This window comes from Rhodoferax fermentans (assembly GCF_002017865.1).
Taxonomy (GTDB): Bacteria; Pseudomonadota; Gammaproteobacteria; order Burkholderiales; family Burkholderiaceae_C; genus Rhodoferax; species Rhodoferax fermentans.
Genome location: NZ_MTJN01000002.1, coordinates 3064047 through 3089929, shown reverse-complemented (window position 1 = coordinate 3089929; position 25883 = coordinate 3064047). Strand labels below are relative to the sequence as shown.

The following is a 25883-nucleotide window of genomic DNA, read 5'->3' as shown; positions in this document are numbered from 1 at the left end:
TTTTTACTGGAGTTTCACCATGTCCATCGCACAAGTTCTCTATCGCGCACATGCCACATCCACCGGAGGCCGTGATGGCCGAACCGTTGTTCCTGATGCCAAGCTGGATCTCAAACTGACCACACCCAAAGAGTTGGGTGGTGCGGGTGGTGAAGGCGCCAATCCTGAACAGTTGTTTGCTGCAGGCTACAGCGCGTGTTTTATCGGTGCCATCAAGTTCGTCGCCGCGCGTGACAAGATTGCCCTGCCCGCCGATGTGTCGATCGAGAGCAGCGTTGGTATTGGGGCGATTCCCAACGGTTTTGGTATCGAGGTTGACCTGAAGATTTCATTGCCAGGTATGGCGCGCGACGCCGCCCAGGCGCTGGTTGACAAAGCCCACATTGTTTGCCCTTACTCCAACGCAACGCGCGGCAATATCGACGTTCGTCTGACCCTGGCCTGAGCCGATCTCAGGTCAAATCTCGCAGCGGATGGCTGTGTCGCGCCCAGGGGCTGTCAAAAAAAGGCTGCACCATTTCAGGCGTGACATCTTCAATGCGCGCGGGATGCCACTTGGGCTGCTTGTCTTTGTCAATCACCAGAGCGCGAACGCCCTCGGCGGTCTCGGTCTGGGCGGCAGAGCGGCCCAGGTGCGCCGGGAAGAAACAATGGCGCACCATGTCGCGCTCCATGCGCAATTCATCAGCCAGCGCCATCTGACGGGCCCGGCGGATCTGTTCCAGCGTCACATGCAGCATCAAGGGTGAGCGCTGGCGCAACTGCTGGGATGTGTGTTGTGCCCAGTCGCCAGGGTCAGCCTCCAGCGCTTGCACGATGCTCAGCACGGACGCTTTGCCGAAATATTGGTCAATTTGGTCTCTAGCCCTTGTATCAAAAGGGCTAACAGCTACTGAATATGTAGCTATCAAAGCATCCAGGCTCGCATGATCCAGCGACTCAAGCTGGGCCAACGCGTGCCAAACATCGGCCTGTTGCGCCTCCCCAATATTTTGGTCGGCCAAGCCCAGCGCCACGGCCTCGTCCGCTGTCAGCGTGTTGCCGGTGAGGGCCAGCCATTCCCCCACATGCCCAGGACAACGGCTCAAGAAATAGCCGCCTGCTACATCCGGAAACAGGCCAATGCTGGTCTCGGGCATGGCCATTTTTGTACGCGGGGTCACCAGACGGTGTGATGCGCCTTGGCTTATGCCCATGCCACCACCCATGACCACACCGTCCATGAACGCGATGTAGGGCTTGGGGTAGGTGTGGATCAGGTGGTTGAGGGTGTATTCCTCGGTGAAAAAATCCTCAGGACTGGGGTCGCCCGACAACAGCGCCTGGTAAAAAAAGCGAATGTCACCGCCCGCACAAAAAGCGCCGAACGGCCCTGCTTTGTTGCTGCCGCGAATCGCCACGCCTTGCACCTGATGGTTGTCGCGCCAGGCCAGCAGGCAGACGGTCAAGTCTCGGATCATCTGCAACGTCAAGGCATTGAGTGCGGCGGGGCGGTTCAGTGTGATGAACCCCACCTGGCCACGCACTTCTGCCAGAACCTCGCTGGCAAGCGCACTCATGCCCTGCCCCGCCAAGCCACGATTTCATTGGCCACCAGGGCCCCAATCACCAGTGCGCCGCCGACAAACACATCATGCCCTGGCACCTCGCCCGCGCCAAACCAGGCCAGCAAGATGCCAAAAATCACTTCCAGCAAACCCAGCAGCGCCACCTCAGGGGCTTTTAACACCTTGGTGCAGACCACCGCCAGCGTACACGGGATCGCCAGTTGCACCAGCCCGAGCCCGGCCAGCAAACCCAGGTCATGGGCCGAGGCCTGAAACGGCCAAGCCAGCGGCAGCGTGATCAGCGCCGACAACGTCGCGCCAATCAGCACCGCAGGAATCAGGTCCACATCATGCCCCTGGGCGTGGGAATGTTGGGTGACGGTCCAGTTGGCCGCACCCGAGATCGGCACACACAGCGCCACCAGCGTGCCCGCCAGGCTCATGCCCTGCCCCAACTGGCTGGCGTACATGTAGGCAATGCCAAAACCCGCCACAGCAATGGCCAACCAGGTACGCGCCGGGATGCGGTGCCCGATGAACAGACGCGCGGCCAGCGCGGTCAGCAGCGGTGTCAGCGACATCGTCACCAGCACATTGGCCACCGTGGTCAGCATGATGGCCAGCATGAAGAAGGTGAACATGCCGCACCAGCAAAGGCCCGACACCCACAGTGCGGTACCGCCATGGCGCATGCGTGCAAACACAACACGCCCTTGCAGCAGGGGCAGCAGCAGCAGCAGGCACAGCGCTGTGAACAGGCTGCGCCAGAAAGTGACTTCAAATTTCTGGGCGTGCTCCAGATGGCGTGTGACCACACCGGCGATAGACCACATCAGGGTCACCGCCACCATCAACAAAACGGCCCGGTTGTGGCTGAGTTTCATGGCAAAGTGTGTTGCCCACCACGCTGCACCTCGACAGCTTGCCCCCTCAGGCCGTCAAACACGGCCATCCAGGGTCACCCCTGTACACCAGGGGTCAGCGTGGGGTGACCAGTTTTATTGGCCGTCGCGGCCGGCCCTTTTGCGTTCGTGTTCCTTGAGGTAACGCTTGCGCAGACGGATCGACTTCGGCGTGATTTCCACCAACTCGTCGTCCTCGATGAATTCCACGCCGTATTCCAGCGTGAGTTCAATCGGTGGTGTGATCTTGATCGCGTCTTCCTTGCCAGAGACGCGGAAGTTGGTCAGCTGCTTGGTGCGGGTTGCGTTCACCACCAGGTCGTTGTCACGGTTGTGGATACCCACAATCATGCCTTCGTAGACCGGGTCATTGGCGCGCACAAACATGCGGCCACGATCGTCGAGCTTGCCCAGCGCGTAGGTGAAGATTTCACCGTCGTCCATCGAGATCAGCACACCGTTCTTGCGGCCGCCAATGTCACCCTTGTGCGGCTCGTAGCAGTCAAAAATATTGGAGATCAGGCCGGTACCACGGGTCAAGTTCAGGAACTCGTTGGTGAAACCGATCAAGCCGCGTGCCGGGATGCGGTATTCCAGACGAACGCGGCCACGACCGTCCGGGTCCATGTTGAAGAGTTCACCCTTGCGCTCACCCAGGGCCTGCATCACACCACCCTGGTGCTGCTCTTCGATGTCGGCAGTGACCAGCTCGATCGGCTCGTGTTTTTCGCCGTTGATGGTCTTGAAGACCACGCGTGGCTTGCTCACAGCCATTTCGTAGCCTTCACGGCGCATGTTTTCCAGCAAGATGGTCAGGTGCAATTCGCCCCGACCCATGACTTCGAAGATACCTTCTTCGTCGGTCTCGTTCACGCGCAGGGCCACGTTGTGCTGCAGTTCTTTTTGCAGGCGGTCCCAGATCTGGCGGCTGGTGACGTATTTGCCTTCGCGGCCAGCCAAGGGGCTGGTGTTGACGCAGAAGTTCATGGTCAACGTGGGTTCATCGACCTTCAACATCGGCAGCGGTGCCGGGTTGGCCGGGTCGGTGATGGTGACACCAATACCGATTTCCGGCAGGCCGTTGATCAGCACAATCTCGCCGGGACCGGCGTCGCTGGTCTGTACCCGCTCCAGACCCTGGAAGGTCAACACCTGGTTGACACGGCCTTTAACGGCCTTGCCGTCCGGGCCTTCCATGACCACCACATCCATCATCGGACGCAGTGTGCCCTGGCTGATGCGGCCCACACCAATGCGACCGACAAAGGTCGAATAGTCCAGTGCGGAGATTTGCAATTGCAGCGGGGCATTGGGATCACCCAGCTGGTGCGGCACGTGTTTCAAGATGGTGTCGAACAGGGCCGACATGTCGGGACCCCACTGCTCACCTTGACCGCCCTCTTCCAACGACGACCAGCCGTTGATGCCCGAGGCGTACACCACCGGGAAATCCAGCTGTTCATCGGTGGCACCGAGTTTGTCGAACAGATCAAATGCGGCGTTGACCACAAAGTCAGGGCGCGAACCGGGTTTGTCGACCTTGTTGACCACCAGAATCGGCTTCAAACCCAAGGCCAGCGCCTTTTTGGTCACAAAACGAGTCTGGGGCATCGGGCCCTCTTGCGCGTCAATCAGCAGCACCACACCGTCCACCATCGAGAGCGCACGTTCTACTTCACCACCGAAGTCGGCGTGTCCGGGGGTGTCAACGATGTTGATGTGGGTGCCTTGCCAGGTCACCGCGCAGTTCTTGGCCAGAATCGTGATACCACGCTCTTTTTCAATCGCGTTGTTGTCCATCACCGTGTCGACCACTTTCTCGTGCTCGGCAAAGGTGCCGCTTTGGCGCAGCAACTGGTCAACCATGGTGGTTTTGCCATGGTCAACGTGGGCGATGATCGCAATGTTTCGGATTTGTTTATGAGCCATGGTTCACTTTCTTAAATAGCTTGAGTCATCTGTTCAATTTCAATCGGGCTCAACAAGCGCCCGGGGATCAATTCACCGGCCACCACCTGTGCTGTCCCCAGCAACACCTGGCCATTTTCTGCATAAACCGCCACCTGCGCTGCATCCGGCCAAGAGCCCCGACGCCGCAATCCACTCAAAAATCTGGCCGCATTCTCGTCGTCCAACATGACCACGGTGTGATCCGGCAACAAGGACGACACCGGCAGCAGGCATTTCAGGCGATCCTCTTCTGGCATGGCCTCCAGCGCCGCCAGCGTGACACACTGGGCAGAGGTGTAGCCACCGGTTGCCACCCGGCGCAAGGCGCTCAGATGGGCACCACAACCCAGGGCCTCACCCAGATCTTCACCGAGGGTCCGGATATAGGTGCCTTTGCTGCACTTCACTTCCAGATTAATAGCACTCTGCCCTTTATCTGAAAGGGCTAGAGCCATATTTAGCTTATAAATCTGCACCTGGCGCGGCGCCCGTTCAATCTCGATCCCGGCGCGGGCATACTCGTACAGCGCCTTGCCATCTTTCTTTAACGCACTGTGCATCGGCGGCACCTGGCTGATGGGGCCGGTGAACTGCGCCGCGACCCGCACCACATCCTCTGGCGACACCGCCACAGGTCGGGTTTCGATCACATCCCCTTCCGCATCGGCCGTGCTGGTTTTGACACCCAGGCACATCACCGCTTCATAGGTCTTGTCCGCATCCAGCTGTAATTGGCTGAACTTGGTGGCTGCACCAAAACACAGGGGCAACACCCCGCTGGCCAAAGGGTCCAGCGTGCCGGTGTGGCCCGCCTTTTCGGCGCGCAACAGCCATTTCACCTTCTGCAAAATATCGTTGCTGGACCAGCCCAATGGCTTGTCCAGCAGCAGCACCCCATGCACGGGGCGCCTGGCAACCCGTGCTCGTGGCGCATTCATATGAGCTCAGTCGTCCTTGACCCGGGAAGCCACCGCGCGCGCAATCAGCGCGTTCATGTCCGCAGCACGCTCAGGGGTCTGGTCATAAACAAAGTGCAGCGTGGGCACCGTGTGGATATGCAGGCGTTTGAACAGACCGGCACGCAGAAAGCCCGCCGCCTGGTTCAAACCCTCGGTACATGCCTTCACATCGCCTGCCAGCAGGCTGAAAAACACCTTGGCGTGGGCGTAGTCGGGCGTGACCTCAACACCTTGCAAGGTCACCATGCCCACACGTGGGTCTTTCAACTCGCGCGCGATCAGTTCGGTCAGATCCCGCTGGATCTGGTCGGCCACCTTGAAGGCGCGGTTGGGAGCAGCTGCTTTTTGACGCACGTTGATCTCTTGTCAGTTTTACAGCGTACGCGCCACTTCGCGGATCTCAAAGAACTCCAGCACGTCACCCTCTTGGATGTCGTTGTAGTTCTTGATGTTCAAGCCGCAATCGAAGCCTTCGCGCACTTCCTTGGCATCGTCCTTGAAACGCTTGAGCGATTCGAGTTCGCCGGTGTAAATGACCGTGTTCTGACGCAACAGGCGCAAACGCGCGCTGCGGCGAACAATACCGGAGGTAACCATACAACCCGCGATGGAACCAATCTTGGAGACCTTGAAAATCTGGCGAATTTCGGCGGTACCAATGATTTCTTCCTTCTTGTCCGGTGTCAGCATGCCCGACATGGCCAGTTTCAGGTCGTCCACGGCGTCGTAAATGATGTCGTAGTAACGGATGTCGACGCCGTTGTTCTCGGCCAACTTGCGCGCACCGGCGTCAGCACGTGTGTTGAACCCGATGATGACGGCCTTGGCCGCAATTGCCAGATTGACGTCGGACTCGCTGATGCCACCCACAGCGGCGTACACCAGCTGCACCTTGATTTCGTCGGTGGAGAGCTTGAGCAGCGACTGCGCCAAAGCTTCCTGCGAACCTTGTACGTCGGCCTTGACGATGATCGGCACCATCTTGACCTCACCAGCTGTCATGTCAGAGAACATGTTCTCCAGCTTGGCGGCTTGTTGTTTGGCCAGTTTGGTGTGGCGGAACTTGCCAGCACGGTAGGTGGCAATTTCACGGGCACGGCGCTCGTCCGACAACACCATGAATTCATCACCCGCTTGAGGCACTTCGGTCAGACCCTGGATTTCAACCGGGATCGACGGACCGGCCGTCTTGATGGTTTTGCCGTTTTCGTCCAGCATGGCCCGCACGCGGCCAAAGGTCTGGCCAGCCAACACCACATCGCCGGTTTTGAGCGTACCGCTTTGCACCAACACAGTGGCCACCGGGCCGCGGCCCTTGTCCAACTGCGCTTCGATGACCAGGCCCTTGGCCATGGCATCCACCGGGGCCTTGAGCTCCAGCACTTCGGCTTGCAACAGCACTTGTTCCAGCAACTCGTCAATGCCCATGCCGGTTTTGGACGAGACCGCCACAAACGGCGAACTACCACCAAAATCTTCGGGGATCACATCTTCCACCACCAGCTCGTTTTTGACACGTTCCGGGTTGGCATCGGGTTTATCGGCCTTGGTGATCGCCACCACAATCGGCACACCTGCGGCTTTGGCGTGTTTGATGGCTTCCTTGGTTTGCGGCATGACACCGTCGTCCGCAGCCACCACCAGAATCACGATGTCGGTAGCCTGTGCACCACGGGCACGCATGGCGGTAAACGCCTCGTGACCCGGGGTATCGAGGAAGGACACCACACCGCGGGCGGTTTGCACATGGTAGGCACCAATGTGCTGGGTGATGCCACCGGCTTCACCCGAGGCGACCTTGGTGCGGCGGATGTAATCCAGCAAGGAGGTCTTGCCGTGGTCAACGTGGCCCATGACGGTCACCACGGGTGCACGCGGCAGGGACTCGGCTTGTTGCAGGGAGACTTCATCATCGGTGAAGGCTTCCGGATCATCCAGCGCCGCCACAATGGCTTTGTGGCCCATTTCTTCGACCACGATCATCGCGGTGTCCTGATCCAGCGGCTGATTGATGGTGACCATCTGACCCAGCTTCATCAGGTGTTTGATCACCTCTGAGGCCTTGACCGCCATCTTGTGCGCCAACTCGGCCACGGTGATGGTTTCAGGCACATGCACTTCGAGCACGCGTGCTTCAACGGGCGCTGCCTGGTTCTGGTGATCATCACGGTCGCGGTCATTGCTACCACGGCGGCCACGTGGACCTCCGCGCCAGTTGCTGCTGCGCCCGGCGCCAGCACCGGTGTCTCCACGGGTCGGGATGCCTTTTTTCTTGGCCGGATCGCCAGCCCAGCTGCTTGAGAGCTTGGCCGACTTCACTTCTTTGCCTGCACCAGCAGCAGCTGCGCCTGGCGCAGCCGGTGTGGCGGGTTTGGCCGCAGGGCTGCCCGCAGGTTTGTGCAGGGTACCTTTGATACCGGCTTTGGCCGCTTCGGGCGCAGGCTTGGGTGGTTCTTCCTTTTTGGGTGGCAGTTTCTTGCCAGGCTGCGACATCATCAAACGGATGGCAGCGGCCTCGGCTTCGGCCTTGCGACGACGTTCGTTCAGATCAACAGCACGCGCGGCCTCTTCGGCAGCGCGGGTCTGCGACTCGGCAGCGGCCTTTTCTTTGGCCTGAGCCTGGGCTTGCAAGTGTTGTTCGGCAGCGGCTTTTTCAACGGCCACAGCTTTGGACTGCGCATTGGCGGCCTCAACAGGTGTTGCCGTGGGCGCAGCCGCCTTGGCGGCCTGTTCAGCCTGCGCCTTCTGACGCGCAGCCAGTTCCAGAGCAGCTTGTGCTGCTGCCTTTTCAGCCGCTTCACGGGCAGCAGCTTCCTGCGCCTCACGTTGACGGCGGCGTTCTGCCAGCTCTTCTTCCTGGCGGCGAATCAGTTCTGCCTGACGGCGTGCCTCTTCTTCGCGGCGGGCCAATTCGGCCTGGTCAATCAATGGTTCGGTGTTGTCCGGTGTGTCGTCTTGTTCCTCACGTGGCGCAGCGACTCCCGTCGTCTCCAGTGGCTCGTCACGACGCACAAAGGTCCGCTTCTTGCGCACCTCCACCTGGATGGTGCGCGCCTTGCCGGTGGCATCAGCTTGCTTGATTTCGGTGGTCGATTTTTTGACCAGGGTAATCTTTTTGCGCTCAGCCGATGCTGTCCCGTGGGCGGTTTGAAGAAACCCCAACAGGCGTTGTTTGTCAGCCTCTGTGAGGGTGTCAGTCGGGGCTGCTTTAGCCACGCCAGCCGACTTCAGTTGCTCGAGCAAGGTGTCGGGAGATTTTTTGAGTTCGTTTGCGAACTCGGCGACGGTCATACTGGACATTTGTGGGGTAACCTTTAGTTTCGGCTGAAGCCACCCGAAGGGCGGCAGCCAGCCTTTACTGAAACTTTGTATTCATGATTCAAGACGCTTGAGACGCTGCATCACCGGAGAACCAGTGCGCGCGTGCTTTCATAATCATCGCGGTCGCAGCCTCTTCAGATTGCCCCGTGATGTCAGTGAGTTCATCGACCGCCAGGTCGGCAAAGTCATCCAGCGTATGGATGCCATTGTCGGCCAGCTTGCTGATGTGTTCCGCAGAGAGCCCTTCCAGATCAGCCAGCTCGGTTGCCACCTTCTCGACATTTTCCTCGTTGGCGATTTCCATCGTCAACAAAGCATCTTTGGCGCGGGTACGCAACTCGTTGACGGTGTCTTCGTCAAAGCTCTCAATTTCCAGCATTTCTTCAAGCGGCACATAAGCCACCTGTTCCAGGCTGATGAAACCTTCGGCAATCAGCAAGTCGGCAATTTCCTCGTCCACATCGAGCTTTTCCATGAACAATGCACGGCTAGCGTCCACTTCATGGGCTTGCTTTTCAGCCGACTCAGCGGCGTCGAGGATGTTGATCTTCCAGCCGGTCAACTCGGACGCCAAGCGCACGTTCTGACCACCCCGACCAATGGCAATCGCCAGGTTTTCTTCGTCCACCACCACATCCATGGCGTGACGCTCTTCGTCCACCACGATGCTGGTCACATTGGCAGGCGCCAGGGCACCAATCACAAACTGGGCCGGGTCTTCACTCCACAGCACGATGTCCACACGTTCACCAGCGAGCTCATTGGTCACACCATTGACACGGGTACCACGCACACCCACACAGGTGCCAATGGGATCCACACGTTTGTCATGCGAGAGCACCGCAATCTTGGCGCGTGAACCAGCGTCACGGGCGCAGGATTTGATCTCCAGCAGGCCCTGCTCAATCTCAGGCACTTCGTTGCGGAACAGTTCAACCATGAACTCAGGCGCCGAACGCGACAGCACAATGGGCGCACCGCGCAGGGTCAGATCCACTTCCATGATCATGGCGCGCACACGGTCGCCAGTACGGAAGTTTTCCTTGGGGATCATCTCGCCACGTCGCAAACGGCCTTCCACTCGACCCGATTCCACAATCAGGTCGCCCTTGTCCATGCGTTTGACCGTGCCCACAAAAATCTTGTCACCACGCGACATGAAGTCGTTGAGCAACATTTCGCGCTCGGCATCACGGATTTTTTGCAGAATGACCTGCTTGGCAGCCATCGCGCCAATGCGGCCAATCGGCACCGACTCGATGGTCTCTTCAATGTACTCATCCACCTCGATGTCAGGAATCTGCTCAAGCGCCTCAAACAGCAGAATTTCCTGGTCAGGCAATTGCAAACCTGCCTCATCAGGCACCACGTGCCAGCGCCGGAAGGTCTCATAGACACCGGTATCACGATTCAGGGACACACGAATATCCACGTCACCCGCGTAAAGCTTCTTTGTGGCCTGGGCCAGCGCCGCCTCAACCGCGCCAAACACCACGTCACGCTCCACGTTTTTCTCACGTGAAATGGCGTCCACCAACATTAACATTTCGCGATTCATGCCATGAGTCTCCTGTTTCAATTCGATTCAAATTCTTCGCCACCAACCCCAGCACCACCAGCGTGTCCTCGGCCCTTGAAGCTGACGATGGGCGCCAAACGGGCATCCCGCAACTCATCCAGCGTAAAACCCAGAGCTTGCAGCGGCGCCAATGGCCGCTTTTTGCTGACTTTGGCTCCCGGCTTCACCTCGGGCTCATCACGCCAGACAATCTGCCAGCACCCCAAACCCGGCGCTTCGGCACCCGGCATTTGCTCAGCCAACTCCAGCACACCCCGAAATTTTTTGCGATTGGCACTCACCTGTCCAGCAGCAGCCACACCCAAGGGCACCTTGAGGGTGATGTCGATCACCTGCCCCACAAAACGCTCAAAATCCTGCTGATGCCGCAGCGGCCGATCAATCCCCGGCGAGGAGACCTCCAACCGCTTGTACTCAATGGCATCCACCTCCAGCGCAAACTGCAGTTGGCGGGTGACTTTTTCACAATCTTCCACCGTGACGAACTGCTCTGAAGCAGTCACACCATCAACCGGCGGCACCCAGGGCAAATCGATCGTGACGCGCAGCAAACCACCGGCAGAGCGGTCAATCTCCACCAGGTCATAACCCAAGCCAATGACAGTTTGTTCAACGATTTCTTTTAGCGCCACCAAAACCCCAGATAAAGCCGCAATGCACCCAAAAACAATCGACCAAAAAAAACGGGCGGAAGTGACTCGCCCGTTTGGTCGTGAAGCGACGGATTGTACCTGAAAAATGTCTGAAAAGCTTTGATTTTTAACGCTTTAATCCGCTGCACGCACCAAAATCCGGGTGTAGGCGTGGTTTGGCTGGCTCAGCACGGTCTCCACCGGCCCCGATTCCAGCACCTGCCCTGTTTTCATGACCAACACCGTGTGCGCCATGGCGCGGATCACCGCGACATCGTGGGTGATCAGCAGGTAGCTCAAACCGCGCTCGCGTTGCAGTCGCTGCAGCAATTGCAGCACCTGCTTTTGCACTGTCACATCGAGGGCACTGGTGGGCTCATCCAGCACCAGAACCTGCGGCTGGATGATCAGCGCACGTGCAATCGCCAGGCGCTGACGTTGGCCACCCGAGAACTCATGCGGGTAACGCCCCAGCAAGGTGCTGAGCGAGCCCGTGGTGTCCCGATCCAGCCCCACATCGTGTAGCGCCTGCACAACACGTGCACGGCGTTGCTCTGGCGACATCAGGGGTTCAAACACACCCAAACCTTCACCCACGATGTCTTCCACCGTCATACGGGGAGACAGGGACGAAAACGGGTCCTGAAACACCACCTGAATCTGCCGACGCAAGGCTTTGTCACCCGCGCCAGTGGTGCCCCAACGGCCACCCGCCACACGCAACTGGCCCTGGCTGGGCAGCAAACCCAGCACCGCCAAGGCCAGCGTGGACTTGCCCGATCCCGACTCCCCCATCACCCCCAGTGTCTGGCCAGGCAACAAGCTGAAATCGGCCCCCTGCACCGCCACAAACTCGCCGCGCTTGAACCAGCCTCTCAGGCCCGGCAAGTGTGTCGGGTAAGTCACACGCAGGCCCTGGGCCACCATGACGGGGGCTGCGTCGCTGGGCACCGAGTTGCTGGCCAGCGGGTCACGCTCTGGGCGGCTCGCCATCAGGCGTTGCGTATAAGGGTGTTGCGGCTGCGCAAACAAGGCTGCTGTGCCGCCCTGCTCCACGATGTGCCCCTGCTCCATCACCACCACGCGGTCGGCAAACCGACGCACCAGGTTCAGGTCATGCGTGATCATCAGCACCGCCATGCCACGCTCACGTTGCAGGCGGTCCAGCAGGTCCAGAATCTGGCCGCGCAGACTCACATCGAGCGCGGTGGTGGGCTCATCGGCCAACAGCAATTTCGGCTGACAGGCCAGCGCCATCGCAATCATGGCGCGCTGACGCTGCCCGCCGCTGAGCTGGTGTGGGTAGGCCAGGTAACGCCGCTGCGGCTCCTCGATGCCGGTTTCTGCTAACAAATCAATAGCTAGCTGCGCACATTTCACCTGGGCTAGCCCCTGTTTGAGGGCAATGACCTCGGCAATCTGGTCGCCCACACTCATCAGCGGGTTCAGCGCCGTCATCGGCTCCTGAAAAATCATGGCGATGTCCTGGCCTCGGATGATCCGCAACTCGCGCTCTGGTAATGAGAGCAGATCACCCGCATTGAACAAGGCCCGGCCGGTGATTTTGGCATTGGCCACCAGTCGCAGCAGGCTCAGCGCCGACACCGTCTTGCCCGAGCCGGACTCACCCACCAAAGCCAGCTTTTCACCAGCGTTGATGTGAAAACTGATGTTGTGCACCACCGTGTGGCTGCCAAACGACACCGACAGGTCGTGCACGCTGAGCAAGGGTGTGGTGTTGCTGCTCATACGTCTGCCTTGCGCGGGTCCAGCGCGTCACGCAGTGCGTCGCCCATGAAAGTCAGCAGCAGCAGCGTGACCACCAGCACGACAAAGGTGAACAGCGAAATCCACCAAGCGTCGATGTTGTTCTTGCCCTGTGACAGCAGTTCACCCAACGACGGTGTGCCCGGCGGCACACCCAGGCCCAGGAAGTCGAGCGAGGTCAGCGCCAGGATCGCGCCGCTCATGCGAAACGGCAAAAACGTCACCACCGGTGTCATGCTGTTGGGCAGCAGGTGCCGGGTGATGATGTGCCAGTTGCTCACCCCCAGCGAACGCGCGGCACGCACGTAGTCAAGCTGGCGGTTGCGCAAAAACTCGGCGCGCACATAGTCGGAGAGGCCCATCCAGCCAAACAGACTCAGCAGCACCAGCAGCAGCGCCAGGCTGGGCGCAAACACCGCGCTGAAGATGATCAGCAGGTACAGCTCGGGCATGGAGCCCCAGATCTCGATAAAACGCTGAAAAGCCAGGTCGGTCTTGCCACCAAAAAACCCCTGAATCGCCCCGGTAATGATGCCCAGCACGGTGCCAATCGCCGTGAGGGCCAGTGCAAATAACACACTGACCCGAAAACCGTAGATCAGCTGCGCCAGCAAATCACGGCCCCGGTCGTCGGTGCCCAGCCAGTTTTCGCGCGTTGGCCCGGACGGGTTGGGCGCTTTGGCAAAGTAATTCAGCGTTTTGGGGCCATACGGGTTGAGGGCAAACAGCGCCCAGTTGCCGTTGGAACTCAGGCGCTCGCGGATGAACGGGTCCAGATAGTCGGTGCTGGCCTCAAAGTCACCCCCAAAAGTCTTCTCGGAGTAGTCCTTGAGCACCGGCACATACAACTCACCCTGGTAGCGCACCAGCAGCGGCCGGTCGTTGCTGATCACTTCGGCCATCAGGCTCAGCAGCACCAGCGCACAAAAAAGGATCAGACTCCAGAAGCCCAGTCGATTGCGCTTGAAACGTTGCCAAGCGCGTCTGCCGGGACTGGGGGATCTGGGCACGGGATCAGTCAAACTTGACACGTGGGTCCACCCAAACATAAGAGAGGTCTGAAATCAGCTTGGTCACCAGACCAATCAGCGTGAAGAAATACAGCGTGCCCAGCACCACCGGGTAATCACGCCGGATGACACTCTCGTAACTCAGCAGGCCCAGGCCATCCAGCGAGAACAGGGTTTCGATCAACAGCGAGCCAGTAAAAAACGCGCCGATGAAGGCCGCCGGAAAACCGGTCACGATCGGGATCAGCGCGTTGCGGAACACGTGTTTCCACAACACCTGGCGCTCGCTCAGGCCTTTGGCGCGGGCGGTGATCACGTACTGCTTGCGGATTTCTTCCAGAAAGGCGTTTTTGGTCAGCATGGTGGTCACCGCAAAACTGCCCAGCACCATCGCGGTGACCGGCAGCGCGATGTGCCACAGGTAGTCCACCACCCGGGCGCCCCAGCTCAGTTCATCCCAATTGCTGCTGGTCAGGCCACGCAGGGGGAACCATTGCAACTGGCCACCAAAAATCACCAGCAGCGCCACACCCAGCACAAAGCCGGGTATCGCGTAGCCCACCAGCACCAGCAGCGTGGTGACCAGGTCAAACTTGGACCCTGCACGCACCGCCTTGGCCACACCCAGCGGCACCGCAATCAGGTAACTGATGAAAAACGTCCACAACCCCAAGCTGATCGACACCGGCAACTTCTCCCAAATCAGGTCGGCCACACTTTTGTTCTGAAAAAAGCTGCGCCCCAGATCAAAACGGGCAAATTGGCCCAGCATCTGAACGAAGCGCTCGTGTGCAGGTTTGTCAAAGCCGTACAACGCCTTGATCTGCTCAACACGTTTGGGATCCACCCCCTGCGCGCCACGGTAACTCAGGCCGCCGCCTTCGGCCACAGCACCTTTGCCCACGCCAGCTTTGGCCTCGGCCAGGTACTGCTCCACCGGTCCACCGGGCACAAACTGGATCACCACAAAAGTGATCAACAGCACCCCCAACAGCGTGGGAACCATCAACAGCAGGCGTTTGAGGATGTAGAGCCACATATCAGTACCGTGCCCTAAGTTGGCATAAGCAAGCTACTACGTCAAAGCGAGAAACACCGTGGAACCGGCTTAGCCGGGCCACTGGTGTTGCCCCCTGCAAGGGGGAAAGCGGCCACACACAGTGGGCAAGCCGGGGGGTGTTCATTGTTTCTTCCACCAAGTGTCAATCGCCCAGCCCTCGCCTTGGGCATAAGGCGGCATCGTGGCAGGCTGAGCCAGCCGCCAGCTGTTGAACACCATGCGGTGGGTGTTGGCCGACCACTGCGGGATCAAGACATGGCTGTGGGTGATCACCCGCTCCAGCGCACGGCAGGCGGGCAACAGCTGCGCCTTGGTCTTGGCGGCGGTCATCTGGCTGATCAGGGCGTCCACGGCGGGGCTTTTCATGCCCGTCATGTTGCCAGAGTCTTCCTGGTCCGCCGCCTTGGAGCCAAACATGTCAGCAAACTCCTGCCCAGGGTTGTTGGTGCCGGCATAAGCGATGGAGCTCATGTCGAACTCGAACTTCTGCAGCCGCTGCTGGTACAGCGCAAAGTCCACTGACCGGAATTTGAGTGTGATGCCAAGTTTTTCGAGGTTACGCGCCCAGGGTGACACCACCCGCACACTGCCTTCGTTGCTGTCCAGAAACTCCATCTCAAAGGCCCGGCCCTGGGCGTTGCGCAAAGCACCGTCGCGGTATTCCCAGCCCGCCGCCTTCAACAAAGCTTGCGCCTGGCGCAGGTTGGCACGCAGCGAAGATGGCGGGTCGGTGTTCGGTGGCTGAGCCATCGGGCCAAACACCGCTTCGGGTACCTGCTGGCGCCAGGGCGTCAACAAAGCCAGCTCCTCGGGGCTGGGCAGGCCACTGGCGGCGCAGTCGGTGTTGCCAAACAGGCCGTTGACCCGCTGGTAAGCGCCGTAAAACAGCTGTCGGCTCATCCATTCAAAGTCCATCGCCAGCCCCAGCGCCTGGCGCACCCGCACATCCTTGAACAGATCGCGCCGGGTGTTGAGCACATAACTCTGAAAGCCGGTGGGCAAGTGATGCGGGTATTCCTTCTTGACCAGTTCACCGGTATCAAAACGTTTGCCGTAAAGACGGCGCGCCCAGTCTCCCGCCGAGAAAAAACGCATCAAATCAAACTCGCCCGCCTTGAGCGCCTCCAGCCGCGCCGTGCTGTCCTTGTAAATTTTGACGGTGATGCGGTCAAAGTTGGCGGTGCCGCGGCGCACATTGAGGTCTTTGGCCCAGTAGTTGGGGTCACGCACATAGGTGATGTCTTTGCCAAAACGCACCGGGCCGATTTTGTAGGGGCCGCTGCCAATGGGTGTGTCGGTCACGATCTCGTCAAAGCGTTTGGCCTTGCCGCCCGCCATGCCCCAGGCGTGGCTGAACACCGGCAGGCTGCCCACCGTCAGCGGCAATTCGCGGTTGGGTTTTTTGAAGCGGTAACGCACGGTGGACTCGTCCAACACATCGAGACCCGCCACATCGCTCAGCACCGTTTTGTACGCGGGCGAGGTGTAGGGCCCCATCAGCGCCTCAAAACTGAAGGCCACATCGCGTGCCAGCACCGGGTCACCATTGTGAAAACGTGCCTGCGGTCGCAGCTTGAAAGTGGCACTCAAGCCGTCGGCTGCTACCGACACGTCCTGGGCCAGGAGTCCATAACCCGAGCCGGTTTCGTCGGAAGAACCGGCCAGCAGGCTGTCAAACATCAGGTCTGACAGATAGGCCGGGGCATTGCCCTTGATGGTGAACGGGTTGTACTTGTCAAAGGTGGAGACGCGCAAATTGCTGACCAGCCGCAGCTCTCCGCCTTTGGGCGCGTCCGGGTTGACATAGTCGAAGTGGGTAAAACCCGCCGGATATTTCAAATCGCCCCACAGGGCGTATCCATGCGCGGCCCAGAGCGGGTTGATCCAAGTCAGGCACACAAAAAACAGAAGGCAACGCATGCGACAATTCTGCATCATCTGTCACTGCAGTTTCGTCGGCCCATTCAAGGGTGCGGTTTGCAGTGTTTTCCAGCAGCAAGAAAAATTGAAGAGGTCGAAATGGGATTCCTGACAGGCAAAAAATTGTTGATCACCGGTGTGTTGTCCAACCGCTCCATCGCCTATGGCATCGCCAAGGCCTGCCACGCACAAGGCGCCGAGCTGGCGTTCAGCTACGTGGGTGAACGTTTCAAAGACCGCATCACCGAGTTTGCGGCAGACTTTGACTCCAAACTGATTTTTGATTGCGATGTGGCTGACGATGCCCAAATCGAGAAGCTGTTCACCGACCTGGCCGTCCACTGGCCCAAGTTCGACGGTTTTGTCCACAGCATTGGTTACGCCCCGCGCGAAGCCATCGCAGGCAACTTTCTCGATGGCCTGACGCGTGAGAATTTCCGCATCGCCCACGACATCAGCGCCTACAGCTTCCCGGCCATGGCCAAGGCGGCCCTGCCCTACCTGAACGACACCTCGTCTTTGCTGACCCTGACCTACCTGGGTGGTGTGCGTGTGGTGCCCAGCTACAACACCATGGGTCTGGCCAAAGCCTCGCTCGAATCCTCGGTGCGTTACCTGGCCGATGCGGTGGGTGCCAAAGGCATCCGTGTCAACGGCTTGAGCGCAGGCGCCATCAAGACGCTGGCCGCCAGCGGCATCAAGGACTTTGGCAAGCTGCTGGGTATTTCTGCCTCGGCCTCGCCACTCAAGCGCAATGTGACGATTGACGAAGTTGGCAACGTCGCCGCCTTCCTGCTCAGCGACTTGTCCTCAGGCATGACCGGACAGATCTCGTACGTGGACTGCGGCGTCAGCCAGACCGCCGTGGCCGTGGTCGAGACCCCCGGGGCTTAAAGCCAAATCAGGCGCTAGCCCTTATGTCATAAGGGCTAGCAGCTATCAATTTCAGATTCTCTCGGCCGCAGCTCAGGACTTCACACAGTCCGCAAAATAGCGCACTTGGCCATCCGCCCCAACGTCTTCCACCAAGCCGTGGATGTCGGTCTCAAAACCTGGGCACTGCGCGTTGAACTCACGTGAGAACTTCAGGTAGTCCACGATCTTCTTGTTGAACACCTCGCCCGGGATCAGCAGCGGGATGCCCGGTGGGTACGGTGTCACCAGGCCCACGGTGATGCGGCCTTCCAAGTGGTCAATCTCAACCCGCTCGGTCTTGCGCAGCGCAATGTGGGCGTAGGCGTCGCTCGGTTTCATGGCTGGCGTCAGGTCGCTCAAATACATGTCGGTGGTCAGGCGGGCGATGTCGTACTTGGCATACAGCTGGTGGATGTGCTGGCACAGGTCGGCCAGACCCATGTTTTCGTACTTGGGGTGTTTCTGGCAAAACTCGGGCAGGATGCGCCACATTGGCTGGTTCTTGGCGTAGTCGTCCTTGAACTGCTGCAGCGCGGTCAGCATGCTGTTCCAGCGGCCCTTGGTGATGCCGATGGTGAACATGATGAAGAAGCTGTAGAGCCCGGTTTTTTCCACCACCACACCGTGCTCAGCCAGGAATTTGGTGACGATGCTGGCCGGGATGCCGGTTTTGGCAAATTTGCCGTTCAGGTCCATGCCCGGGGTGACGATGGTCGACTTGATCGGGTCGAGCATGTTGAAACCGGCCGCCATCTTGCCAAAGCCGTGCCAGTGGACACCGTTCTTGTTGGTGCGAGATTCGCCTTTGATGATCCAGTCGTCAGCGCGGCCAATGCCTTCTTCGGTCAGCTTGTCCGGACCCCAGACCTTGAACCACCAGTCGTCACCGTACTCTTCATCGATCTTGCGCATGGCGCGGCGGAAGTCCAGCGCCTCGGCAATGCTTTCCTCCACCAGCGCAGTGCCACCGGGTGGTTCCATCATGGCGGCGGCCACGTCGCAGCTGGCGATGATGCTGTACTGCGGGCTGGTACTGGTGTGCATCAGGTAGGCCTCGTTGAACAGGTGTTTGTCCAGCTTGACCGTTTGCGAATCCTGCACCAGCACATGGCTGGCCTGGCTGATACCTGCCAGCAGCTTGTGGATCGACTGCGTGGCGTACACCATGGCGTGTTTGGGCCGGGGCCGGTGTTTGCCCATGGCGTGGTAAGAGCCATAAAACGGGTGGAACGCCGCGTGGGGTAACCAGGCCTCATCAAAGTGGATGTTTTCCACATAACCATCGAGCATGCCCTTGACGGTCTGGGTGTTGTAGAGCACACCGTCGTAGGTGGACTGGGTCAGCGTCAGCACACGCGGCTTGATCTGGTCCACATCCACCTCGGGCAGGTGCTCCTTGACCAGCGGGTTGGCCTTGATCTTGGCCTTGATGGTGGCCGGCTCAAACTCACTCTTGGGGATCGGGCCGATGATGCCAAAGTGGTTGCGCGTGGGCTTCAAAAACACCGGAATGGCACCGGTCATGATGATCGCGTGCAGGATCGACTTGTGGCAGTTGCGGTCCACCACCACCACATCATTGGGCGCCACCGTGTGGTGCCAGACCATCTTGTTGCTGGTGCTGGTGCCATTGGTGACAAAAAAGCAGTGGTCGGCGTTGAAGATGCGCGCGGCATTACGTTCACTCTTGCCAATGGCGCCATCGTGATCCAGCAGCTGACCCAGCTCTTCCACCGCGTTGCAAACGTCGGCGCGCAACATGTTTTCACCATAAAACTGGTGGTACATCTGGCCCACCGGGCTTTTCAGGAAGGCCACGCCACCCGAATGCCCCGGGCAGTGCCAGGAGTAGGAACCATCTTCAGCGTAATCGAGCAGGGCCTTGAAAAACGGCGGCTGCACCCCTTCAAGATAACTCTTGGCCTCACGGATGATGTGGCGCGCGACAAACTCGGGCGTGTCCTCAAACATGTGGATGAAACCATGCAGCTCACGCAGGATGTCGTTGGGCAGGTGGCGGCTGGTCTTGGTTTCGCCATAGATGTAGATCGGCACATCCAGGTTCTTGCGGCGCACTTCCTCGATGAAGTGGCGCAGGTTGAGCACCGCCGGGTCCAGATCCGGGCCGGGAGTGAACTCTTCGTCATCGATCGACAGGATGAAAGTGCTGGCGCGGCTTTGTTGCTGGGCAAACTGGCTCAGGTCACCATAACTGGTGACACCCAGCACCTCAAACCCTTCGGACTCGATGGCCTGGGCCAAGGCGCGGATACCCAGTCCGGAGGTGTTTTCTGAGCGGTAGTCTTCGTCGATGATGACGATGGGAAAGCGAAACTTCATAGCGGGCTCCAGCGACTGGCGTAATTGAACAAATTGGCGCGAAGTGTAAGGACTAAAACCCAGGATTTGATGACCCACCCACGCTTTCAACTGAAAATGGCGTGGTCACAACACTACAGGAAACCCAGATGGCTGATTCGACGCTTTGGTGGCTGGCTGCAGGCGCACTTGTCGCCTTGGAGCTGGTCACGGGCACGTTTTATTTACTGATGATGGCGCTGGGTCTGGCGGCTGCGGCTGTGTCTGCCCACCTGGGCCTGGCCCTCACCGGGCAATGGGTGACCGCCGCGCTGGCCGGTGGTGGCTCGGTGCTGATCTGGCGGCTGCTCAAGAAGTCACAACCCGCCGCTGCCCCAGCCAACGCCAACCACGATGTCAACCTCGACATCGGCGAAACGGTGCAGGTGGACAGCTTCCACGCCGACGGCAGCTGCAGCGTGATCTACCGTGGCGCCCGCTGGGACGCCACCCTTGCGCCGGGTGAGGCCACCACCCCAGGCCGCTACACCATTGTTGAGGTGGTGGGCAGCCGACTGATCCTCAAAACAACCCGAACATCTACCTCTGGAGCCTGATATGGAAATCGCTGTTATCTTGTTTGTCATCGCCGCCATCTTTGTCTGGCAATCCATCAAAGTAGTGCCGCAGCAGCATGCCTGGGTGGTGGAACGCCTGGGCAAATACAACGGCACACTGACACCGGGGCTCAACTTTCTGATGCCCTTCATCGACAAGGTGGCCTACAAACACGTGCTCAAAGAAATCCCGCTCGATATCCCCAGCCAGGTCTGTATCACCCGCGACAACACCCAGCTGCAGGTCGATGGCATCCTGTACTTTCAGGTGACCGACGCGATGCGCGCCAGTTATGGCTCCAGCAACTACATCACCGCCATATCGCAACTGGCCCAAACCACCCTGCGCTCGGTGATTGGCAAGCTCGAACTCGACAAAACCTTTGAGGAGCGCGACATCATCAACGCCCAGGTGGTGCAGGCCATTGACGAAGCCGCCCTCAATTGGGGCGTGAAAGTGCTGCGTTACGAGATCAAGGACCTGACCCCGCCCAAGGAAATCCTGCATGCCATGCAGCAACAAATCACCGCCGAGCGCGAAAAACGCGCACTGATCGCCGCCTCAGAAGGCCGCCGCCAAGAGCAGATCAACATCGCCACCGGTGAGCGTGAGGCCTTCATTGCGCGCTCCGAAGGTGAAAAACAGGCCGCCATCAACAACGCTCAAGGTGAGGCCGCCGCCATTCTGGCCGTGGCAGAAGCCAATGCCCAGGCCATTGAACGCGTGGCCGCGGCCATCCGCCTGCCCGGTGGTGAACAGGCGGTGCAGCTCAAAGTGGCCGAAAAAGCGGTCGACGCCTACGGCAAAGTCGCCACCGACGCCACCACCACCCTGATCATCCCCAGCAACATGAGCGAAGTGTCTGCGCTGGTGGCCTCGGCCATGAAGATGATCCAGACCAACAAATAATTCAACGCCAAGGCCGCCCGGCCCCTCAGGCCCGGGCGTCGCCCCAGCGCAGTTGGGCGGTTTCGTCGCCGCGGTACAGGGTGTCGCCATGGCGGTCTACGCAGTAGTCGGGTGACACAATCATTTCGTAAAAGCGCATGTCGGCGGCAATACGTGTGTAGCCAAACAAGACACTGCGCACCACCTTGGCACCGGTGCGCAGGTGGCTGCCGTGGCCAATCCAGGCCGGGCCCACAATGCTGGCACCCGGCTCAATACGCACCCCCGAGCCAATGTACACCGGCCCCTGGATCGTCACCTGGTCCCACGGGATGGATGTGTTCAGCCCCACCCACACACCTGGCCTCACCTCGACCCCCGGCATCTCCACCCCGGCAATGGCGCCGCGCAGCACCCGCTGCAGCACCAGCCAGTAGTCACTTACCCGGCCAATGTCGATCCAGTTAAAAAAGCGCTTCTGCGCAAAAAACGGCAGCTTGTCGGCCACCAGCTGGGGAAACAGCTGCGAGCCAATGTCATAGGCCTGGTCTGGCGGCACCAGCTCCAGCACCGACGGCTCAAAGATGTAAATCCCGGTGCTGGCCAGCTTGGACTTGGCCTCAGCGGGCTTGGGCTTTTCCTGAAACGACACAATCTTGCCGCCCGGCTCTGCCACCACAATGCCGTAAGACTCGACCTCGGCCAAGGGCACCTCCAGCGCCACCAGGCTGGCCATCGCCCCCTTGGTTTTGTGCTCATGCAGGGCCGAGCCAATGTCCAGGTCAATCAGCGCATCACCACACAGCACCAGCGTGGTCTCGTCGAAAAAGCCGCTGAAGTCCTGAATGCGCCGCATGCCCCCGGCCGAACCCAGCGGGCGCGGCACCACCTCACCATGCTCCAGCACCCCTTCGTAGGAGTAGCCCAGCTCCACCCCCCAGCGGTGGCCGTCGCCAAAATAGCGCTCAATCTTCTGGTGGTTGTAGGCCACATTCACCATGATCTGTTTGATGCCGTGGCGCGCCAGATGCTCAATCTGGTACTCCATCAGCGGCTTGCCCAGAATCGGCACCATGGGTTTGGGTAAATCCGTGGTCAAAGGCCGCACCCGTGTGCCCTGCCCCGCCGCCAAAATCATGCCTTTTGCCATGCTCAACTCCCTTTGAAACGTGCTGTCCAATATAAGCCAAGGATGCCTCTGGCCCGCTTACTGCCTACATCAATCGCTACTTATTCATCAGCAAATTCGGTGCCACCAGCAGCCAGACTCAAACAGTCACCTGTTCATAACAAAAAGGGAGCCGAGGCTCCCTTGTGCAGGCTTGTCAAAGCGCGACTGGATCAGCCCCGTTTCTGCTTGCGGCGTCGTGCCACAGCGCCCAGCACACCCAGGCCAGCCAGCAGCATGGCAAAGGTTTCGGGCTCGGGTACCGGGGCGGTCAACACAATCAGTTGTGACTGGGGATTGGTCATGCCAGCGGGAACATTTTTTTGCCACTGCTCGGCCACCAGGTAAATCGTGCCCTTCTCGTCCACCGTCACACCTTCAATGCCGTTGTTGGCCAGCACACCGCTCAGGTCCAGGCTGCTGATGACCTGGCCTGCACGGTTCACCTCCAGCAAGGTGCGCGAGCCCAGGCTCAGCACCAGCAGATGGTCTGCCGCCGCAGTGCCAGCAAACGAGTCCACCGACGACAACGTCTGCACGTCTGACAAACTGCTCACACCCAGAGACGCCGGGTTGAACAGATTGGCCATCGTCGATGTGCCCGTTGTACCCACTGTGCCCGCTGAAAAAGTCAGCTTGCCAGCCAGAACGTCCTGCGGTTGGGGTTTGGTCACGTCACTGTTACCCTCTTGAACGGCCACAAAGCCGCCATTACGCGCGTCGTAGCTGATGCCCTCCAAGCCGCTGTTGCCCACCTTGGCATTGCTGATCGACACCGAGTTGGCCGCCAGGTTGGCCGTGCCACCCGCCGAGTATGCAAAGCTGTAGGCGTCAAACAAACGCTCTTCGGTCACCACCAACTGGCCGTTGCCCAGATACGTCAAACCCTCGGTGTCGTGATTTTTGCTGTCGGTGCCGGTCCAGTTAAAGGCCATGCTGCCCAGCGTCTGGCCGGTGAGCGAGACCTCGACCACCCCCGTGCCCTCGTCACCCACATAAAACAGCGTGCCACGGTCACGCGCATACGTCACCGCCGAGGCCTCCAGGCCAGAAACGCTGCCGCTGGGCTCGATGTCCAGCGCATAGGTGCCCGTCACCTTGTAACTGCCCAAGTTGAGCGAACTGGCCGCCTGCGCCAAACTGACCCCTGCCGACAGCACAACAGCCGCGGCAACCACAACAGATTTCCTGACAAATTTCATGGCTTGTACCTAGTTAAAAACACAGGTATAAGTCTCAACAGCGGGTATGACGAAACCGTGACGCCGGATTAGTCCGTTCGGACTATGGCTGGCCAGTTCTCCTACAGTTGCCCGATGCGCGCCAGGCAGTCATCACACAGCGCCTTGGCGGCAGCTTCGGTGGCGGACTCAGCATAACAGCGCAGCTCGGGGGCGTTGCCGCTGGGGCGCAGGTGCACGATGTCCTGGTTGGCAAAAGTCACACGCAAGCCATCGGTCTGGTCCACCTCAGCCACCGCACCAGCGCCGGGGGCCAGCGTGGCGGCCATCTGCACCACATCAGCCAGCAGGTTCTGAATCAGCGTGCGGCTCTTGTCGGTGGCAAAAGCCTGCAGGCGGTCGCTGGCGGTAAAACGCTTGGGCAAATCGACGGACAAATCAGACAACTGGCAGCCGCGTTGGCGCGCCAGGCTCAGCAAAGCCAACATCGGCAGCACCGCGTCACGCGTAGGCAAGGCGGCCAGCTGGCGCCCGTGTTGCATCACATCGCTGGCCAGCAAAAAGCCGCCATTGGCCTCAAACCCCACCACCGGCCCCGCTTGTAATGCAGCGTTTTGCGCCTGCGCGGCCAGCGCCGTGTCCATGCCCGCAATCACATAGGGCGAACCAATACGTGTGCGCAGCACCTGGGCAAAAGCACCACTCTTCTCCAGCGCGGTATTGCTGCTCACCGGCGTCACCACCACCTGCGCCCGCAAAAACTGCGCACACAAGATACCCACCACATCACCACGCAGCCACTGGCCACGCTCATCGCCCAGCAGCGGGCGGTCGGCGTCACCGTCGGTCGACAAAATCGCGTCAAAGCGATGCTCGGCCGCCCACGCCCTTGCCTGGGCAATGTCCTCGGGGCGCACCGCCTCGGTGTCAATCGGCACAAACACATCGGTGCGGCCCAGCGGCAGCACCTGCGCGCCCAGTGCCTGCAAGATCTGGCCAATGATGTCTCGCCCCACGCTGGAGTGTTCATACACCGCCACCCGCATCCCGGCCAGCGCCTGACTGCCAAAAAACTGGGTGTAACGCTGCACATAGGCCTGGGCCACCTGCGCATCCGGCTCGGGCAACGCAGCCAGGCCCAAGCTGGTTGGCAGCTCGACCGTGGCCGCCAGCATGGCTTGTTCGTCGGCCTTGCTGATCTCGCCGTCAGCCCGGTAAAACTTGATGCCGTTGCGGTCAAACGGAATATGGCTGCCGGTGATGACCAGCGCAGGCACCCGCAACTGCGCCGCGTAATACGCCAGCGCCGGTGTGGGCAAAGCCCCGGCGTAGATCACCCGGGCGCCATGTGCCGCCGCAGCCGCCGCACACGCCGCCGCCATGCGCGGGCTGCTTGGCCGCAAATCGTGGCCCAGCACCAGCGTGCTGGCACCACGCGCCACCGTTTGCAGAAAAGCGCTGGCATAGGCATAACACAGCTCGTCGGTCATGTCGGCCACCAGGCCACGGGCACCACTGGTGCCAAAAGCTACGCCAGAGCGGGCGACTCTGTCTGCAAAATTGTTTGAATTCATATCAAAAAAAACCCTGCATCAGCAGGGTTTGTTCGGGAGTGGAAAACAGGTGAAGTGAATCAGACCTTGCGGGCCCGGCGACGGGCAACAAACCCCACAAAACCCAAACCAGCCAACAACATGGCCCAGGATTCGGGCTCGGGCACGGGTGTCACAGCAGGCATGAAGCTCACGCTGCCGCTTCTGACCTTGATACTGAGGCTGCCATTCACACCACTGGTCAATGCCTTGGTGACACCTGTCACCGTCAATACATAAGACTGACCTGCCAACAGCGTGTAGGCATTGCCCAAAGCGCTATTGGCCTTGTCGTTGAAGCTGGCAATCAGGTTGCCGTCCAAGTTTGTTGCCGACACCGTCTGACCGCCTGCAATCTGAAAACTCAGGCTGCTGAACTGGGTATCACCCCCATACACTGACACAAACAAGGTGTTGTCAAGCGTTGGCGTGACCAAAAACGAATTAAGAAAAGATGTGCCCGAGGCGGTAGAAAAATCGAAGGTGCTCGACACGGGCGAAGGCGCTGCTGCAGAGGCCCATCCAGCCGACACCAACAAACCAGCGGCCAACACCTGACGTAGTGTTTTCTTCATA

The 25883-nt window shown here is 59.7% G+C and carries 19 protein-coding genes and 4 pseudogenes; 4 read left to right on the top strand and 19 right to left on the bottom strand.

Annotation, left to right across the window (positions count from 1 at the left end):
- Positions 1–19: 19 nt before the first annotated feature.
- A complete protein-coding gene (locus tag RF819_RS14455) occupies positions 20–445 on the top strand; it encodes an organic hydroperoxide resistance protein (protein ID WP_078365625.1) in 426 nt (141 codons plus the stop codon).
- Positions 446–452: 7 nt separating this feature from the next.
- Here RF819_RS14455 and RF819_RS14450 read toward each other — a convergent pair whose 3' ends face one another.
- From RF819_RS14450 to RF819_RS14395, 13 genes and pseudogenes are all read right to left on the bottom strand, one after another.
- Positions 453–1559, bottom strand: coding sequence for an enoyl-CoA hydratase/isomerase family protein (locus RF819_RS14450; RefSeq protein ID WP_078365624.1), 1107 nt, complete (start codon positions 1557–1559; stop codon positions 453–455).
- Positions 1556–2431 carry a DMT family transporter gene (locus tag RF819_RS14445; protein WP_078365623.1) on the bottom strand — a complete coding sequence of 292 codons (876 nt, stop codon included), beginning with the start codon at positions 2429–2431 and terminating at the stop codon, positions 1556–1558. Before RF819_RS14445 ends, RF819_RS14450 begins: the two co-directional genes overlap by 4 nt.
- A gap of 114 nt (positions 2432–2545) precedes the next feature.
- The gene (gene typA / locus RF819_RS14440; protein ID WP_078365622.1) at positions 2546–4378 is read right to left on the bottom strand and encodes a translational GTPase TypA; all 1833 of its coding nucleotides are present in this window, start codon (positions 4376–4378) and stop codon (positions 2546–2548) included.
- A gap of 11 nt (positions 4379–4389) precedes the next feature.
- A complete protein-coding gene (gene truB, locus RF819_RS14435; protein ID WP_078365621.1) occupies positions 4390–5337 on the bottom strand; it encodes a tRNA pseudouridine(55) synthase TruB in 948 nt (315 codons plus the stop codon).
- Positions 5338–5343: 6 nt separating this feature from the next.
- Positions 5344–5712: a 30S ribosome-binding factor RbfA gene (rbfA, locus tag RF819_RS14430; protein WP_078365619.1), complete on the bottom strand. Its 369-nt coding sequence runs from the start codon at positions 5710–5712 to the stop codon at positions 5344–5346.
- A gap of 18 nt (positions 5713–5730) precedes the next feature.
- Positions 5731–8289: pseudogene (gene infB / locus RF819_RS14425) on the bottom strand (translation initiation factor IF-2); the annotation flags it as partial.
- Positions 8290–8357: 68 nt separating this feature from the next.
- Positions 8358–8658 (bottom strand): annotated as a pseudogene (locus tag RF819_RS22050) (translation initiation factor IF-2 associated domain-containing protein); the annotation flags it as partial.
- A 79-nt stretch (positions 8659–8737) separates the two neighbouring features.
- Entirely contained in the window at positions 8738–10237 is a 1500-nt protein-coding gene (gene nusA / locus RF819_RS14420; RefSeq protein WP_078365617.1) for a transcription termination factor NusA, read from the bottom strand.
- A gap of 17 nt (positions 10238–10254) precedes the next feature.
- Positions 10255–10890 (bottom strand): ribosome maturation factor RimP, encoded by a 636-nt coding sequence (gene rimP, locus RF819_RS14415; protein WP_078366963.1) that lies wholly within the window; start codon positions 10888–10890, stop codon positions 10255–10257.
- Between the two features lie 135 nt (positions 10891–11025).
- Positions 11026–12639 carry an ABC transporter ATP-binding protein gene (locus RF819_RS14410; protein ID WP_078365616.1) on the bottom strand — a complete coding sequence of 538 codons (1614 nt, stop codon included), beginning with the start codon at positions 12637–12639 and terminating at the stop codon, positions 11026–11028.
- Complete coding sequence (locus tag RF819_RS14405) at positions 12636–13706, bottom strand: ABC transporter permease (protein ID WP_078365615.1); 1071 nt, start codon at positions 13704–13706, stop codon at positions 12636–12638. Before RF819_RS14405 ends, RF819_RS14410 begins: the two co-directional genes overlap by 4 nt.
- Complete coding sequence (locus RF819_RS14400) at positions 13672–14706, bottom strand: microcin C ABC transporter permease YejB (protein WP_078365614.1); 1035 nt, start codon at positions 14704–14706, stop codon at positions 13672–13674. Before RF819_RS14400 ends, RF819_RS14405 begins: the two co-directional genes overlap by 35 nt.
- A 141-nt stretch (positions 14707–14847) precedes the next feature.
- A complete protein-coding gene (locus RF819_RS14395) occupies positions 14848–16647 on the bottom strand; it encodes an extracellular solute-binding protein (RefSeq protein WP_078365612.1) in 1800 nt (599 codons plus the stop codon).
- Positions 16648–16746: 99 nt separating this feature from the next.
- On the opposite strand from RF819_RS14395, the gene fabI reads away from it, so the two are divergent.
- Positions 16747–17541, top strand: a complete 795-nt coding sequence (gene fabI, locus RF819_RS14390) for an enoyl-ACP reductase FabI (RefSeq protein WP_078365611.1) — start codon at positions 16747–16749, stop codon at positions 17539–17541.
- Positions 17542–17613: 72 nt separating this feature from the next.
- Here fabI and RF819_RS14385 read toward each other — a convergent pair whose 3' ends face one another.
- Entirely contained in the window at positions 17614–19902 is a 2289-nt protein-coding gene (locus RF819_RS14385; RefSeq protein ID WP_078365610.1) for an arginine/lysine/ornithine decarboxylase, read from the bottom strand.
- 128 nt (positions 19903–20030) lie between these two features.
- Here RF819_RS14385 and RF819_RS14380 point away from each other — a divergent pair, with 128 nt between their 5' ends.
- Both RF819_RS14380 and RF819_RS14375 read left to right on the top strand, forming a co-directional pair.
- Complete coding sequence (locus RF819_RS14380; protein WP_078366962.1) at positions 20031–20477, top strand: NfeD family protein; 447 nt, start codon at positions 20031–20033, stop codon at positions 20475–20477.
- A 1-nt stretch (position 20478) separates the two neighbouring features.
- Entirely contained in the window at positions 20479–21387 is a 909-nt protein-coding gene (locus RF819_RS14375; protein WP_078365609.1) for an SPFH domain-containing protein, read from the top strand.
- A gap of 25 nt (positions 21388–21412) precedes the next feature.
- On the opposite strand, the gene RF819_RS14370 is transcribed toward RF819_RS14375, so the two are convergent.
- From RF819_RS14370 to RF819_RS14355, 5 genes and pseudogenes are all read right to left on the bottom strand, one after another.
- Positions 21413–22516, bottom strand: a complete 1104-nt coding sequence (locus RF819_RS14370; RefSeq protein ID WP_078365608.1) for a nucleotidyltransferase family protein — start codon at positions 22514–22516, stop codon at positions 21413–21415.
- 191 nt (positions 22517–22707) lie between these two features.
- Positions 22708–22815 (bottom strand): annotated as a pseudogene (locus RF819_RS22045) (PEP-CTERM sorting domain-containing protein); the annotation flags it as partial.
- Between the two features lie 63 nt (positions 22816–22878).
- Positions 22879–23736, bottom strand: a pseudogene (locus RF819_RS21775) (SdiA-regulated domain-containing protein); the annotation flags it as partial.
- 101 nt (positions 23737–23837) lie between these two features.
- The gene (locus RF819_RS14360) at positions 23838–25289 is read right to left on the bottom strand and encodes a phosphomannomutase (RefSeq protein WP_078365606.1); all 1452 of its coding nucleotides are present in this window, start codon (positions 25287–25289) and stop codon (positions 23838–23840) included.
- Between the two features lie 59 nt (positions 25290–25348).
- Positions 25349–25882: an FxDxF family PEP-CTERM protein gene (locus tag RF819_RS14355; RefSeq protein WP_158081292.1), complete on the bottom strand. Its 534-nt coding sequence runs from the start codon at positions 25880–25882 to the stop codon at positions 25349–25351.
- Between the last annotated feature and the right edge of the window lies 1 nt (position 25883).

What these genes read in the sequence shown, in the direction of transcription:
- nusA (WP_078365617.1), bottom strand. Translation starts at nt 10,237, where the DNA reads ATGAATCGCGAAATGTTAATGTTGGTGGACGCCATTTCACGTGAGAAA.
- RF819_RS14375 (WP_078365609.1), top strand. Translation starts at nt 20,479, where the DNA reads ATGGAAATCGCTGTTATCTTGTTTGTCATCGCCGCCATCTTTGTCTGG.
- RF819_RS14395 (WP_078365612.1), bottom strand. Translation starts at nt 16,647, where the DNA reads ATGCGTTGCCTTCTGTTTTTTGTGTGCCTGACTTGGATCAACCCGCTC.
- RF819_RS14380 (WP_078366962.1), top strand. Translation starts at nt 20,031, where the DNA reads ATGGCTGATTCGACGCTTTGGTGGCTGGCTGCAGGCGCACTTGTCGCC.
- RF819_RS14360 (WP_078365606.1), bottom strand. Translation starts at nt 25,289, where the DNA reads ATGAATTCAAACAATTTTGCAGACAGAGTCGCCCGCTCTGGCGTAGCT.
- RF819_RS14450 (WP_078365624.1), bottom strand. Translation starts at nt 1,559, where the DNA reads ATGAGTGCGCTTGCCAGCGAGGTTCTGGCAGAAGTGCGTGGCCAGGTG.
- RF819_RS14455 (WP_078365625.1), top strand. Translation starts at nt 20, where the DNA reads ATGTCCATCGCACAAGTTCTCTATCGCGCACATGCCACATCCACCGGA.
- RF819_RS14445 (WP_078365623.1), bottom strand. Translation starts at nt 2,431, where the DNA reads ATGAAACTCAGCCACAACCGGGCCGTTTTGTTGATGGTGGCGGTGACC.
- RF819_RS14410 (WP_078365616.1), bottom strand. Translation starts at nt 12,639, where the DNA reads ATGAGCAGCAACACCACACCCTTGCTCAGCGTGCACGACCTGTCGGTG.
- RF819_RS14355 (WP_158081292.1), bottom strand. Translation starts at nt 25,882, where the DNA reads ATGAAGAAAACACTACGTCAGGTGTTGGCCGCTGGTTTGTTGGTGTCG.
- typA (WP_078365622.1), bottom strand. Translation starts at nt 4,378, where the DNA reads ATGGCTCATAAACAAATCCGAAACATTGCGATCATCGCCCACGTTGAC.
- RF819_RS14370 (WP_078365608.1), bottom strand. Translation starts at nt 22,516, where the DNA reads ATGGCAAAAGGCATGATTTTGGCGGCGGGGCAGGGCACACGGGTGCGG.
- RF819_RS14385 (WP_078365610.1), bottom strand. Translation starts at nt 19,902, where the DNA reads ATGAAGTTTCGCTTTCCCATCGTCATCATCGACGAAGACTACCGCTCA.
- RF819_RS14400 (WP_078365614.1), bottom strand. Translation starts at nt 14,706, where the DNA reads ATGTGGCTCTACATCCTCAAACGCCTGCTGTTGATGGTTCCCACGCTG.
- fabI (WP_078365611.1), top strand. Translation starts at nt 16,747, where the DNA reads ATGGGATTCCTGACAGGCAAAAAATTGTTGATCACCGGTGTGTTGTCC.
- RF819_RS14405 (WP_078365615.1), bottom strand. Translation starts at nt 13,706, where the DNA reads ATGTTTGGGTGGACCCACGTGTCAAGTTTGACTGATCCCGTGCCCAGA.
- truB (WP_078365621.1), bottom strand. Translation starts at nt 5,337, where the DNA reads ATGAATGCGCCACGAGCACGGGTTGCCAGGCGCCCCGTGCATGGGGTG.